General features: G+C 67.6%; 13 protein-coding genes. 2 read left to right on the top strand and 11 right to left on the bottom strand.

The genetic code is table 11. From position 1 onward, the window contains the following. Window positions 1–16 precede the first annotated feature (16 nt). The 10 genes from JWS14_RS28130 to JWS14_RS28085 form a co-directional block, all read right to left on the bottom strand. Window positions 17–1,336 (bottom strand): ABC transporter substrate-binding protein, encoded by a 1,320-nt coding sequence (locus JWS14_RS28130; protein ID WP_206014880.1) that lies wholly within the window; start codon window positions 1,334–1,336, stop codon window positions 17–19. A 17-nt stretch (window positions 1,337–1,353) separates the two neighbouring features. Next, window positions 1,354–2,253, bottom strand: a complete 900-nt coding sequence (locus JWS14_RS28125) for a carbohydrate ABC transporter permease (RefSeq protein WP_206014879.1) — start codon at window positions 2,251–2,253, stop codon at window positions 1,354–1,356. Continuing rightward, on the bottom strand, window positions 2,250–3,203 hold the full coding sequence (locus JWS14_RS28120) for a carbohydrate ABC transporter permease (protein WP_387495105.1): 954 nt from the start codon (window positions 3,201–3,203) through the stop codon (window positions 2,250–2,252). Before JWS14_RS28120 ends, JWS14_RS28125 begins: the two co-directional genes overlap by 4 nt. Window positions 3,204–3,278: 75 nt before the next feature. Further along, on the bottom strand, window positions 3,279–4,199 hold the full coding sequence (locus JWS14_RS28115; protein ID WP_087556816.1) for a L,D-transpeptidase: 921 nt from the start codon (window positions 4,197–4,199) through the stop codon (window positions 3,279–3,281). Window positions 4,200–4,368: 169 nt separating this feature from the next. Next, window positions 4,369–6,048, bottom strand: a complete 1,680-nt coding sequence (locus JWS14_RS28110) for an FAD-dependent oxidoreductase (RefSeq protein WP_206014878.1) — start codon at window positions 6,046–6,048, stop codon at window positions 4,369–4,371. Between the two features lie 93 nt (window positions 6,049–6,141). Continuing rightward, window positions 6,142–6,363 (bottom strand): dodecin, encoded by a 222-nt coding sequence (locus tag JWS14_RS28105; protein ID WP_072950405.1) that lies wholly within the window; start codon window positions 6,361–6,363, stop codon window positions 6,142–6,144. Window positions 6,364–6,381: 18 nt separating this feature from the next. Continuing rightward, window positions 6,382–7,587, bottom strand: coding sequence for a serine hydrolase domain-containing protein (locus tag JWS14_RS28100; protein WP_072950404.1), 1,206 nt, complete (start codon window positions 7,585–7,587; stop codon window positions 6,382–6,384). Between the two features lie 92 nt (window positions 7,588–7,679). Then, window positions 7,680–8,195, bottom strand: coding sequence for a DUF6764 family protein (locus JWS14_RS28095; protein ID WP_072950403.1), 516 nt, complete (start codon window positions 8,193–8,195; stop codon window positions 7,680–7,682). 53 nt (window positions 8,196–8,248) lie between these two features. Next, complete coding sequence (locus JWS14_RS28090; RefSeq protein WP_206014877.1) at window positions 8,249–9,277, bottom strand: DNA polymerase domain-containing protein; 1,029 nt, start codon at window positions 9,275–9,277, stop codon at window positions 8,249–8,251. Next, the gene (locus JWS14_RS28085; RefSeq protein ID WP_072950399.1) at window positions 9,278–10,321 is read right to left on the bottom strand and encodes an ATP-dependent DNA ligase; all 1,044 of its coding nucleotides are present in this window, start codon (window positions 10,319–10,321) and stop codon (window positions 9,278–9,280) included. It abuts the gene before it with no gap. 148 nt (window positions 10,322–10,469) lie between these two features. On the opposite strand from JWS14_RS28085, the gene lppU reads away from it, so the two are divergent. Next, complete coding sequence (lppU, locus tag JWS14_RS28080) at window positions 10,470–11,057, top strand: LppU family putative lipoprotein (protein WP_072950415.1); 588 nt, start codon at window positions 10,470–10,472, stop codon at window positions 11,055–11,057. Window positions 11,058–11,103: 46 nt separating this feature from the next. Here the strand turns inward: lppU and JWS14_RS28075 are convergent, their stop codons facing one another. Continuing rightward, a complete protein-coding gene (locus tag JWS14_RS28075) occupies window positions 11,104–12,234 on the bottom strand; it encodes a magnesium and cobalt transport protein CorA (RefSeq protein ID WP_072950396.1) in 1,131 nt (376 codons plus the stop codon). Between the two features lie 334 nt (window positions 12,235–12,568). Here JWS14_RS28075 and JWS14_RS28070 point away from each other — a divergent pair, with 334 nt between their 5' ends. Further along, complete coding sequence (locus JWS14_RS28070; RefSeq protein WP_206014876.1) at window positions 12,569–13,264, top strand: 3'-5' exonuclease; 696 nt, start codon at window positions 12,569–12,571, stop codon at window positions 13,262–13,264. Window positions 13,265–13,268: the final 4 nt, after the last annotated feature.

The following is a 13,268-nucleotide window of genomic DNA, read 5'->3' as shown; positions in this document are numbered from 1 at the left end:
GATGTTCCTTCTCCTCCTACTGGGGCAGTTTGGGGGTGATCTGGCGGTCGACGATCTGCTGGAGTTGCTCCCCGACACCGGCGAAGGTCGTCGCCACGTCCGCGTTCTGCAGCGCGATCTGTTCGAGTCCGGTGCCGATGATCTGATCGCCGCCGGGCACGAACACCCGGGCGTAGTCCTGCGACCGGGTCTTCGCGAGCTGGTCGACGGCGGTGCGCGCGTTGGGGTTCGCGTCCAGGTACGCCTTCATGGCCGGGTCCTCGACCGCGGATTTGCGGACGGGCATGTACCCGACGTTCTGCGAGAAGTACGCGGTGTTCTCGCCGTTGGTCACGAAGTCGATGAACGTGAGCGCATTCTTCTTCCGCTCGTCGGAGATTCGCGCCGGAATCGCGAGACCCGCGCCGCCGGTCGGGCAGCCCGGCGCGCCCGACGCGGGGAGGAAGGCGGTGCCGAAGTCGAATGCGGCCGACTTGGTGATCCCCGACAGGTCACCGGTCGAGGCGATCGTCGATGCGAGGATGCCCGCCCCGAACTCGTTGGCGATGTCGCTCGACACCGCCGCGTATTTCTTCGTGTGGATCATGTCCTTCAGGAAGGTCCCCGCGGCGAGGGTCTTCTCGTCGCCGAACTTCAGGTCCCACTGGTCCGAGTACGCCCCGCCGAACGTCCAGACCGGTCCCTCGAACGTCCAGCCGAGGTAGTTCTTGGCGTCGCCCCAGCCGTGGGCCAGCTTGCCGCCGCCGATCACCCGCTGCAGTTCGGGACCCCACTCGTCGAACTCCTGCCAGGTGGCGGGACCGCGGTCGGGCAGGCCTGCCTGCGCCCAGACCTGCTTGTTGTAGTAGAACAGCGGCGTCGACCGCGCGTACGGGAGGGCGTAGTGCTTCCCCTGGAACAGGTAGTCGGCGAGCAGCGAGTCGACGTAGTCGGAGGTGTCGACCCCCACGTCACCGAACAGCCCGTCGAGCGGTTCGACGGCACCGGTCAGGGCGTAGTTGAACCACCACACGTCCGACAACACCACGACGTCGGGCAGTGCGCCGCCCGACAGTGCCGCGTTGAACTTCTGCGACACCTCCTCGTAGTTCTTCCCGGCGTCCACGAGATCGACGGTGAGGCCGGGGTGTGTCGCCTGGAAACGGTTGATCAGTTCACGTTCGACGTCCTGGGACTTGCCCGGGTGGTTGGACCAGAACGTGATGGTGTTCGGGTCCCCCGCCGCCCCGGACGCCGCCGACGAGCCCGAACCCGAGCCCGCGCAGGCCGTGAGCGCGGCACCGGCGGCCACCGTGCCCGCGAGCCCGAGGAATCCCCGGCGATTCATCCGATTCATGTCTCTCCTCGTGTCCGCTATCCCTTGACCGCACCCGACGTGAGGCCCTTGATCATGTGCCGTTGCAGCACAAGGAAAACCGCGAGGATCGGTAGCATCGTGAGCACCGTCCCCGCCATGACCGGACCCCAGTCGGTGAGCCCGTCGTTGTTCTGCAGCTGGGTCAGCCCGATCGGCAGCGGCGCGACGGACGCGTCGTCGGCCATCAGGAACGGCCACAGGTATTCGTTCCATTCGGTGACGACGGTGATGATCGCGAACGCCACCATGGTGGGGCCGGACACCGGCAGGACCACCCGCCACAGCAACCGGGCATGGCCGGCGCCGTCCATCCGGGCGGCCTCGATGATCTCGGTGGGTATCGACAGGAAGTGGTTGCGCATCAGGAACGTTCCGAACGCAACTCCCGCGAGCGGAACGATGATGCCGTGGAAACTGTTCCGCCAACCCCATTCGGCGACGAGGGCGTAATTCGAGATGACGGTGATCTGGTTGGGCACCATCAACGCGGCGATGATACCGAGGAATACGAAGTTCTTGCCCGGGAACCGCAGGAACACCAGACCGTAGGCGCTGAGGACGCCGAGTGTGAACTTCACGGCGGACAGCACTCCGGTGATGATCACCGAGTTGCGCAGGAACGTCCAGAACGGCACCGACGTGGTGGCCTCCGCATAGTTCTCGGGGTGAAAGGTCCCGGGCCACCACGTGACCGGAAGGGTGTAGATGTCGGGGCGATCCTTGAACGACGTCATCACGATCCAGTACAGCGGCAGGGCAACCGTCACCAGCACGGCCACCATCGCGGCGTAGCCCAGCGCCGTCACGAGCGCTTCCCGCCGGCGGTGGTCGCGGGCCGCGTCCGCCGTCGCCGGCACCTCCGTGCTGCGCCGCTCGCGCACGGCTCCCGCGGTCACCGGCCGTCCCCGCGATCCATGATCCGCACCTGGTAGACGGTGATTCCGAGCAGCACCAGGAACATGATCGTGGCGACGGTGGCCCCGTACCCGGCCCGGAAGTTGCGGAACGACTCGTTGTAGACCTGGTAGACCATCGTGGTGGTGCCGGTGCCGAGCGGACCGCCCCTGGTCATCACGTTGATGATGTCGAACACCTGAAGCGAGCCCAGCATCACCGTGATCGAGAGGAAGTAGGTGGTCGGACGCAACTGCGGGAGAACGACCCGGCGGAACGTCGTCCACCCGCTCGCCCCATCGATCTCCGCGGCCTCCGCCAGTTCGCGTCGCGTACCCTGCAGTGCCGCAAGGTAGATCACGAACGTGTAGCCGAGGTTCTTCCACATGTAGGTGACCGTGACCATGACCAGCGCCCAGTGCGGATCCTGGTAGAAGTCGGGCACGGAGTCGACCCCGACGCGGTGCAGGAGGTCCTGGATCAGCCCGAACCGGGGGTCGAACACGAACTGGAACGCTACCCCGATCGCGGCGCCGGAGATGACGAACGGCGCGAAGATGGCGGATCGAACAAGGTTGCGCCCGTTCAACTTACGGTCCAGCAGCACGGCGAGCGCGAGACCGGCGACCATCGATCCCACCACGGTCGCGGTCGTGAACACGACGGTATTGCCGACGATCTGCCAGGTGTCGGGGCGGCTCCACCACTCGCGGTAGTTGCCCAGGCCGACGAACGTGGCGGCGGGGTCGGCGATGTTCCAGTCGAAGAACGACAGCCGGATGTTGTCGACCAGCGGGCGGTAGGTGAACAGGACGAGCAGAACCAGATTGGGGCCCACCAGCGCCGCGAACAGCGCGTAGTCCCGCCACGGACGCCCGAGGAACCCCTGCTTTCCCGGCGACGGCAGGGTTCGTTCCGGACTCGATCTCACTGCGGCAGTCTGACGACCGATTACGAATAGCCGGTAAATTGCCGTAGCCCGCACATTGAACTGTGCGGGCTACGGGAAGAACTGGTCGGAGCAGGGTCAGCGGTTCCAGTCGCCGAGACCGTCGGAGCCGCTCAGCGTGCCGCCCGCGGTGTTCTGCACGACGACGGCGTCACCCTTCTTCGAGTTCTCGTAGAACCACTTGGCGTCCTCGGTGCTCACGTTGAGGCAGCCGTGGCTGACGTTCGTGTTGCCCTGGGCGTTCACCGACCACGGCGCGGCGTGAACGAAGATGCCGCTGTACGACATGCGGGTGGCGTACTCGACGTACGTGCGGTAGCCCTCGGCGGAGTCGACCGGGACCCCGTACGTGGAGGAGTCCATGTACATGTCACGGAACTTGTCGCCGATGATGTACGTGCCGTTCGGCGTCTCGTGATCGACCTTGCCCATCGACGTCGGCATAGTCTTGACCACCTCGCCGTTGCGGGTGACGGTGATCTGCTTGGTGTTGTCGTCGGCGGTCGCGACGAACGCGTCACCGATGGTGAACGTGGAGTGCGCGTCGCCGGCGTCCACGGTGACCTCGGTGTTCGCGGGCCAGAACTCGGTGGGCTTCCAGCGCACCTGGCTGTCGTTGATCCAGTAGAAGCCGCCCTCGACCGGCTGGCTGGTGGTGACCTTGATGGCCTTCTCGGCGGCGGCGCGGTCGCCGATGGCCTCGTTGAAGCGGATGATCACCGGTTGCGCGACGCCCACGACCTCGCCCGCACCCGGGTTGAGGGACGGGGCCGAGAAGTTCGCAGGCGCCGGCGCCGGTTCGGGCAGCGGGAGCTGCGGCGCGCCGGGCAGACCGGGCAGGGTGGGAAGACTCGGAATCTCCGGTCCACCGGGAAAGAGCGGTGCGGCCTGTGCGGCCCCGACCAGCGCAGTTCCGGAGACGACGGCCCCGGTCAGTGCGACAGCGACCCGTGACGACCAGTGCTTGTTCCTGGAAGAACCGATTCCTGACTTGCCCATATGACCACTCTCGTTCGACGACGTGTACACCGCGCGTCCCCGACGGACCTATCAATCGCGCACTGCCATTAACACACATCATCCGGCCGCGAGCAATTTGCCCGCAATCGTTGCCGCTCCGCGGCCTGCGGGCGGTCGGTGTCACCGAGTGGTCAAGAAGCGCTCACGATCAGGTCTCGGCGCGGGCGGCGGCGAGCATGCTCTCGATGGTGATCAACTTGGTGCGCGGCCGGCCGGCCGCCCTGCCCCCGGCACGTTCGGTCTTGTCGATCCGCTGCCAGCCCTGGAAGTCGACCGCGTCGGGCGCGCGCTCGGCGATCAGCCGGTCGAGAGCCTCACGGTCGGCGGGCGCGTCGAGCCGCCCGGCGGAGAAGTCGTCGATCAGCATCCTGACCGTCTCCGCGGAGCAGTACTTGTTGGTGCCGATCACGCCCGTCGGCCCGCGCTTGATCCAGCCGGCCACGTACACGCCGGGGACCGGTGCGCCGGTCTCCGGATCGATCACCCGGCCGTTCTCGTTGGGGATGACGCCGCGCCGGTCGTCGAACGGGATACCGGCCACCGGCTGCCCGCGGTAGCCGATCGAGCGCAGCACCAGGCCGGTGTCCAGCGTCGAGGTGTCGTCGGACGGTTTGGCGCTGAGCCTGCCGGACGCGTCCGCGACCATCTCGTTCTTCGCGATGCGCACCGATTCGACGGCGTCGGTGCCCAGAATTTCCACTGGCGAGGTCAGGAAGCGCAGCACGATCCGCTTCTTGGCCGGGTCGGCGGTGCGCCGGGCGAACTCCTCGACCTGGCGCACCTTGTGGCGCTGCCACGGCTCCGCTTCGTCGCCGTCGACGAATGCGCGGCTCGCCGGGTCGAGCACGGCTTCCTCCGGGTCGACGACGACGTCCACGTTCGGCATGCGCCCGAGCGCCAGGAGTTCGGGGTTGGTGTAGGCGGCCTGGGCGGGGCCCCGGCGGCCGAGGATGACGACCTCACGGATGTTGCTCGCCCGCAGCGCCTCGAGGGCGTGGTCGGCGAGATCCGTCGTGGCCAGGATCTCCGGGTCGGTGACGAGGATGCGGGCCACGTCGAGTGCCACGTTGCCGTTGCCGACGATGACGGCCCGCTCCCCCGACAGGTCGAACGTGCGGTCGGCGTAGTCGGGGTGCCCGTTGTACCAGGCCACGAACTCGGTGGCGGCGTGGCTGCCGGCGAGATTCTCGCCGGGAATGCCCAGTTCGCGGTCGCCTGCCGCACCGACCGCGTAGATGACGGCGTGGTGGTGCGCGAGCAGTTCCTCGTGGGTCACGTCCGTGCCCACGTTCACGTTGAAGTGGCAGTGCACCGTCCGCTTGCCGACGACAGAGCGGAACTGGTCCGTGACGCCCTTGGTGCCCGGATGATCCGGGGCGACGCCTGCGCGCACCAGCCCGTACGGGGTGGGCAGACGGTCGAAGATGTCGATCTCGACGCGGGGCTTCGCGGTCAGTTCCATCGCGGCGTAGCAGGCGGCCGGACCCGACCCGACGACCGCGACGTGGAGCGTGCCGAGGGCTGCGTCGATCTGCGGCAGCTTGAGCGGCTCGGGCCAGTCGGGGCCGATCGGGTGCTTGGTGTAGTACTGCGCGTTGATGTCGAGGTACGGCTCGTCGACCTCGTCGAGGTCGTTCTCCGCGTAGATGGCCTCCACCGGGCACTCCTCGACGCAGGCCCCGCAGTCGATGCAGGTGTCCGGGTCGATGTACAGCATTTCCGTGCTCGCGAACGGCTTCTCGTCCGGTGTGGGATGGATGCAGTTGACCGGACAGACGTCGACGCACGACGCGTCGTTGCAGCACGGCTGCGTGATCACATATGCCACGGTTCTCCCCTACCTGAGTACGCGCAGTCCGAAGTCGAGATATGACCCCAGACTATAACGTGTTCCACTTTTGTGCGAGAACCGTGCGCGAGGTCAGACCGCGTCGCCCGGCTCTACCCGGAATCCGACCTTCACCGTGACCTGGTAGTGCGCGATGGCGCCGTTTTCGACGTGGCCCCTGGTCTCGACGACCTCGAACCACTCGACGTTCCGCACGGTGTCGTTGGTCCGCGCGATCGCGTTCTTGATGGCTTGATCGGTGCTGTCGCTCGACGAACCGACGACCTCGACAACTCGGTACACGTGATCACTCATCGGGATTCCTTTCGTGGGTTACTTGCCGTTCCGGACGATCGCCTGTGCCTCGACACCGAGCCGGGCCAGACGAAGATCACCGAGAGCCGTGAGGGAACTGCCGAGGCGGTTGGTGACGAACCCCAGCGACAGTCCGCTGTCGAGGTCCGCGTAGGCGCCGGACCCGCCGACCCCGTAGTGTCCGATCGCGTTCCGTGGTTGTTCCCGGGACGCGAAGATCGGCCGGTGGTAGCCGAGCGACCACAGCGGCCGGATACCGAGGACGTAGTCGCGGTCGCGGGTCTGCACCTCCGACATCCGCGCGATGGTCGACTTGCGCAGGAACCGGCGTCCGTCCAGCCTGCCCCCGTTCGCGATGGCGCCGTACATCCGCGCGAGCGCCCGCGCACTGAACACACCGTTCCAGCCGGGCATCACCGCGTCGTGCACCGCCGGGTTCCGCACCAGCGCGTCGAATCCCTGCGGCATCGCCGCCTCGGCCAGCCCGCGGGTAGGGCCGACGAGCGAGAGCACATTCGAGGTGAGCTCCCAGTTGAGTCCGGCCGGGTTGATGTGCGGGAACAGCTTCGCGATCCGTGGACGGTGCTGTCCGGGAACCTGATACCAGAAGTCGTCGACACCGAGCGGTCCCGCGATCTCGTCCTGCACGACCTGGACGAACGGTTTTCCGGTGACGCGGGCGATCAGCTCGGCCACCAGCCACCCGTAGGTGACGGCGTGATACCCGGGGCCGCGCAGCCTGCGCGGATCCGCCGGGGCCGCCGCGAGGGCCTCCACGACGGCGTCGTATTCGAGGAGATCGAGCGGGCTCCGCATCAGCCCCCGGACCTTGTGCAGTCCGGCCCGGTGGGTGAGGACGTCGCGGACGGTGATGTCGCCCTTGCCTGCCGCACCGAATTCGGGCCAGTAGCGTGCCACGGGCGCGTCGTAGTCGATCAGCCGGCGTTCGGCGAGCCGGTGGACGACCGTGCTGGCCACGCCTTTTCCGGTCGAGAACGACAGTGCGACGGTGTCGCGGTCCCAGCGGCGGTCGCGGTCTGCCCAGCCCGCCCAGATGTCGAGGACCTTCTCGCCCCGGAAGTACGCGGTGAGTGCCCCGCCGCCGTGCTGAGGTTGCCGGTACATCGCGAAGAACCGGTCGGCGAGCGGCAGGAACCGCGGATCGACGTGCAGTTCCGTCCGTGGCACGGACGCGGGCCGGGATACTCGAACGCTGGTCGTCATCGACCACCTCCGATCTCGCTGCCGTAAGTCCTACGGCAGTGCGTCAGCCCATTGTGACTACCGTCACCATACGACGCGGACCGGGGTGCCGTTCAGGGAAGCCGCCACACAGTTATGCCGTCGCTCAGACATGCTTGACCTGCAAGGAAATTGATGGCCAGCGAGGGACCGGCCGCGCACACCACGCCTTTGGCCGGATCCGCGACGAGCGCCTGCCCACCGGGACCGCTCAGCACCAGCGCCGGGCCGACGCTGTCGACCGTTCCGATTGCGACGCTCTCGGGCCCGACCGCGACCGCCGCGACGACACCGCGGCGTGCCTCTGCCGCGCCGACACCGCCGCCCAGTCCGGCGCCGAGCGCCGCTCCCGCGTGGGCCGCGTCGGCGAAACCGACACCGTCGGTGCCGAAGGCCGCCGAATTGCTGCTGGTGTCGGCATTGGCCCCGCACGCGGTGCGGTCGACGACCGTCGTGTGACCCCTGCCCGGTGGTGACACACAGGAGAGGGAGACGGCCGACGCGGTGGCCGGCGCGATCAGCAGAGTCCCGAATGCCGTCGCGACGACACCGAGGACGATTCCGGCAGTACGAACCGTCTTACGTTCCATGGCGACCTCACATTGTTCCCGACCCGACCGTCCCGAGCCTACGTGAGCGCCGGCTATTTGCGGTCTCGGTCCCGACTCGGTTGTACCCGCTTGGGTTCCCCCGGCATTTTGGGGTAATTGGGTGGGTACGGGAGATCGCCGAGACCGTTCGCGGTGTCCCGTTCCGCCATCTCCAGCAGCACGTCGAGCGATTGCGCCACGTCACCCATGGTCGCCATCGGGTCGCCACGTTTCTCGAGCAGCGCGGGCACGGTCGCGATGGTGAAGTCGTCGGGGTGGACGTCGACGAGTTCCTCCCAGGTGACCGGCGTCGACACGGTCGCGATCGGCGTCTTGCGGGCCGAATAGGCGGATGCGATCGTCTTGTCCCGGGCGTTCTGGTTGAAGTCGAGGAAGATGCGTTCGCCGCGTTCCTCCTTCCACCAGGACGTGGTGGCCCGGTCGCCGCTGCGCCGCTCGATCTCCCGGGCCAGGGCGATGCCCGCGCGCCGCACCTCGATGAAATCCCAGCGCGGCTCGATGTTGAGATACACGTGCAGGCCGCGTCCGCCCGAGGTCTTGGGGTAGCCGATCAGACCGAGTTCGTCCAGCAGCGGCCGGAGCACGTCCAGCGCGACCGCCCGGGCGTCGTCGAATCCGGTCCCCGGCTGCGGGTCCAGGTCGATGCGCAGTTCGTCGGGGTGATCGACGTCGGGGCACCGCACCGCCCACGGGTGGAACGTGATGTTGCCGAGGTTCGCCGCCCACACGATGTTCGCGGCGCTGCGCACCCGGAGCACGTCCGCCTTGCGGCCGGACGGGAACGTGACCTCGCACGAGTCGACGTGGTCGGGGCGCTTCGCGGGCACCCGCTTCTGGTAGATCTCCTCGCCCTCGACCCCGTCCGGGAACCGTTGCAGGTGCGTCGGCCGATCGAACAGGGCGCCCAGCAGCGCACCGCCCAGCGCCACCGTCCGGTAGTACTCCACCAGGTGCCGCTTCGTGCCGCCGTCGGCACCGAGTTTCGGGTAGTAGATCTTGTCGGGACTCGACAGCCGCACGGCGACGCCGTCGACGTCGAGTTCTTCGGCAGGACTCGCCATCTAGGAACCTCCGGCCAGGACGTCGGCAAGGTCGTATCGCACCGGGACCTCCAATTGTTGGAACGTGCACTCGTCGGGCGTCCGGTCCGGGCGCCAGCGCAGGAACCGCGCGGCGTGCCGGAACCGAGCACCCTCCATCTGGTCGTACGCCACCTCGACGACGCGTTCGGGGCGCAGCGGCACCCAGGTCCGGTCGTTGCCCGACTGCCACCGCGTCGGTGCCCCGTCCGCGACGACGTCGTCGCCGACGCGCAGTTCGTCGAGTTCGGCGAGCAGTTCGATCCGCCGCGCGGCCGTGAACGCCGACGCCCCACCGACCATCGCCATCTGCTCGCCGTCGTACAGTCCGAGCAGCATGGACCCGATCCCCGGCTGACTCTTGTGCGGCCGGTATCCGATGACGACGCAGTCGGCGGTGCGGGCGTGCTTCACCTTCACCATCTCCCGCTTGTTCGGCAGGTACGGGCCCACCAGCTTCTTCGCCACCACCCCGTCGAGGCCGGCCCCCTCGAACGCCTCGAACCACTCGGTGGCCGTCGCACTGGATTCGGTGGCCGCGGTGACGTGGCAGGAGGACCCGCCGCCGACGGAGTCGACGAGTTGCGCGCGGCGCACCGAGAAGTCCTCCCGGCTGAGGTCGCGGTCGCCCAGGGCCAGCAGATCGAACGCGACGAACTGGGCCGGGGTCTTCTCCGCCAGCATCGTCACCCGGCTCTCCGCGGGATGAATGCGCTCCGACAACGACTCCCAGTCGAGCCGGGTGCGGCCGTCGATGTTGCGCGGGACGACGAGTTCGCCGTCCACCACGCACCGCTCGGGCAGTTCGTCCTTCACGGCGCGGACGAGTTCGGGAAAGTACCGGGCCAAGTCTTTTCCGCCGCGGGAACCGAGCACCACCTCGTCGCCGTCCCGGAAGACGAGGGTGCGGAACCCGTCCCATTTGGGTTCGTACAACCAGACGGGCCCGGACTCCGGTTGCGCCGGAACGGACGACGCAGCCTTCGCGAGCATCGGCTGTAACGGAGGCATCACGGGGAGGTCCACCCGTCCATACTGTCATCACAATTGGCAAATCGGACAGCGATGTAATCAAATAATGCGCGACACGGCAATCGCGGTGGACACGGTCGAGGTGGCAACGGTCATCTCAGAGGCACGGGTGGCGGGACGTCACCCGACGGAGGGGTCAGACATGACAGGGTTAGTTCGGCGGGTGTGTACCGCGGTCGTCGCGTTGTCGGCGACGGCAGTTCTGGTGGCAGGGTGCGGTTCGGACACGACGCCCACCGCGGTGCCGGAGTCGGGTGCCTCCGCGGCCACCTCGTCGACCACCGTGATCGACGGACAGGAAGGCGAGGACTCGGGCGGCGACGTCGACTTCGAGGTCGCGATCGGTGAGTGCGTGAAACTCGGCGGCACCGTCACCGACGCCGAGATCGACAAGGCGGTGTGCGGCAGCCCCGATTCGAACTACAAGGTGATCGCGAAGGCCGCGAAGAACAGCCAGTGCATCAGCGACGCCGACTCGTACTACTACGAAACCCTCGGCGGCATCGAGCAGGGCGCGATCTGCCTCGACGTGGACTGGGTGATCGGCGGCTGCATGGACGTCGGTGGCGAGGACCCCGCACGCATCGAGTGCGGTGACACGACGGCCGTCGACGGGGTGAAAGTGACGGAGATCGTGCAGGGCGCCACGTCCGTGGACTCGTGCAGCACGTCGTCCAACGGCTACGAATACTCCGAACGCAAGTTCGTCGTCTGCGTCGACGAACTCTGACGGCGGGCGCAGGCCGGCCGCGGGTCCCGCCCGCGGCCGGCCTCGCTCACAACCAGCCCCGGCGTTTGAAGATCGTGTACAGCCCGGCGCAGGTGAGCATCATCAGCGACAGCGCGAACGGATACCCGCCGGCCCAGTGCAGTTCGGGCATGTGGTCGAAGTTCATGCCGTACACGGTTCCGATCAGAGTGGGCGCGAAGAGGATCGCCGCCCACGCCGACACCTTCTTGATCTCCTCGTTCTGCGCGTAACTGGCCTGGGTCAGGTTGCGCATCTCCTCGTTCTGCTCCTGCGACACCAGGGTGGCGTTGACGGTGAGGATGTTGCCGAGCAACTGACGGAACCCGTCCGCCCGCTCCACGACGACCGTCGCGTGGTCGGTGACGTCACGCAGGTAACGCTGCAACTCCTCGTCGGTGTTGTACTTCTCGAAACCCTGCGACAACCCCCGCAGCATTCCGAGCAGCGGCCGTGTGGCCCTCTGGAATTCGATGACCTCACGGGTGAGTTCGTAGATGCGACGCGACACTCCCGGCGCCCCGCTGAACACCTCGGTCTCGATCTCGTCGATGTCGTTCTGCAACCCGGCCACCACCGGCGCGTACCCGTCGACCACGGCGTCGAGGATGGCGTAGAGCACGGCCTCGGGTCCGAGCCGGAGCAGGTCCGGGTTGCTCTCCATCCGCCTGCGGACCGCCGACAGGTCGGGGGATTCGCTGTGCCGGACCGTGAGCACGAACGTCGGACCGCAGAAGACGTGCAGCTCACCGAATTCGACGCGCTCGGTCTCGTCGCAGTACCGCGCGGCGCGGAGCACCACGAACAGCGTCTTGCCGTAACGCTCCAGCTTGGGCCGCTGGTGGGCGACGATGGCGTCCTCGACGGCCAGCTCGTGCAGGTCGAATTGCTTTGCCGCCGCATACAACTGGGCGTCGTTGGGCCGGTACATCCCGATCCACGCCATCGACGCCGCATCCGGCAGGCTCGCGAGCGCCTCCGACAGCGTGGCCGGAGTGGCCGTCTTCCGGCCGTCGCGGTAGACGGCGCTGTTGACCACCGTTTCCTCCGCCGGCGTCGGCTCGACGGGGCGCCGCGTGACGGCGTGACCGGCGTTCGCGTCGGACACACCGGCGGAGCGGCTGGGCAGGAGGGAACGGATCGGGCGCAACTGAGGCATGGCACGGGGCTTTCGAGGGAAAAGGGCAGCGCGGGACGGCGCTGAGGAACACGGACCGTGAAACCGCGCACCTACCGGTGGAACGGTTTCAGTTGGTACTGGGAGGTTGGCTTCTCATCGGATGCCACACCTCCTTACCCTCTCGCACTCTTCCCTCGAAAGAACGCTCTCTCGAGATAACACAGTTCACGACCTCGGCGAACTGCAGACCGCAGGACACGATACCCCCGGCGACCGGCCACGACAACCTGGGATCCCCGCCGTGTCGGTCCCGGATCCGGCGCCTCCCTCGGCAGATACTGGGCGCGCACCGAATCACCACCGAGAGGCCCCCATGACCAGCTGGTCGGACAGACCGATCTGCGCGTTCGATCTGGAGACGACGGGGCCCGACCCCACCGACGCCCGCATCGTCTCCGCGTGCATCGCCGTCGTCGACGCTCACCACTTCGAGTCGCGCACCTGGTTGCTCGACCCCGAGGTTCCCATCCCGCAGGGCGCGACGGACGTGCACGGCATCTCCACGGAGTACGCCCGGGCCCGCGGGCAGGACTACGCCACCGGGTACGGCGAGATCCGCGACGCCCTGTACGACGCGTGGACCCTGGACCACGCCGTCGTCGCGTTCAACGCGTCCTACGACCTGACCGTCATGCACACCGAGGGTCTGCGGCTCGGGCTGCCCGAACTCGTCACCGGCACCGTGGTCGACCCCTACGTCATCGACCGCGAGATGGATCGGTACCGGAAGGGCAGGCGCACCCTGGGCGCGGTGTGCGAGCACTACGGCATCGCGCTGGAGGACGCTCACGAGGCGGAGGCCGACGCGCTCGCCGCCGCACATCTCGCCCGGACGCTGGCGCAGCAGTTCCCGAATCTACGGGCCCTCGACATCATGACCCATCAGGCCGATTGGCACGCGGAACGGCAGCGCGACTTCGCCGACTACCTCGTCCGGCAGGGGCGCGATGCGTCGGATGTCAACGGCGAGTGGCCGATTCGCGGACTCACCCCGTTCCTCATCGCCTGACCCG

Source organism: Rhodococcus koreensis, from assembly GCF_017068375.1.
Classification (GTDB): domain Bacteria; phylum Actinomycetota; class Actinomycetes; order Mycobacteriales; family Mycobacteriaceae; genus Rhodococcus_F; species Rhodococcus_F koreensis.
The sequence above is the reverse complement of the archived record's forward strand: the minus strand, read 5'-3'. Positions and strand labels throughout refer to the sequence as shown.

Excerpts from the sequence above, each read along its gene's own strand:
- JWS14_RS28130 (WP_206014880.1), bottom strand. The coding sequence starts at position 1,336 with ATGAATCGGATGAATCGCCGGGGATTCCTCGGGCTCGCGGGCACGGTG.
- JWS14_RS28115 (WP_087556816.1), bottom strand. The coding sequence starts at position 4,199 with ATGGGCAAGTCAGGAATCGGTTCTTCCAGGAACAAGCACTGGTCGTCA.
- JWS14_RS28105 (WP_072950405.1), bottom strand. The coding sequence starts at position 6,363 with ATGAGTGATCACGTGTACCGAGTTGTCGAGGTCGTCGGTTCGTCGAGC.
- JWS14_RS28100 (WP_072950404.1), bottom strand. The coding sequence starts at position 7,587 with ATGACGACCAGCGTTCGAGTATCCCGGCCCGCGTCCGTGCCACGGACG.
- JWS14_RS28095 (WP_072950403.1), bottom strand. The coding sequence starts at position 8,195 with ATGGAACGTAAGACGGTTCGTACTGCCGGAATCGTCCTCGGTGTCGTC.
- JWS14_RS28090 (WP_206014877.1), bottom strand. The coding sequence starts at position 9,277 with ATGGCGAGTCCTGCCGAAGAACTCGACGTCGACGGCGTCGCCGTGCGG.
- lppU (WP_072950415.1), top strand. The coding sequence starts at position 10,470 with ATGACAGGGTTAGTTCGGCGGGTGTGTACCGCGGTCGTCGCGTTGTCG.
- JWS14_RS28075 (WP_072950396.1), bottom strand. The coding sequence starts at position 12,234 with ATGCCTCAGTTGCGCCCGATCCGTTCCCTCCTGCCCAGCCGCTCCGCC.
- JWS14_RS28070 (WP_206014876.1), top strand. The coding sequence starts at position 12,569 with ATGACCAGCTGGTCGGACAGACCGATCTGCGCGTTCGATCTGGAGACG.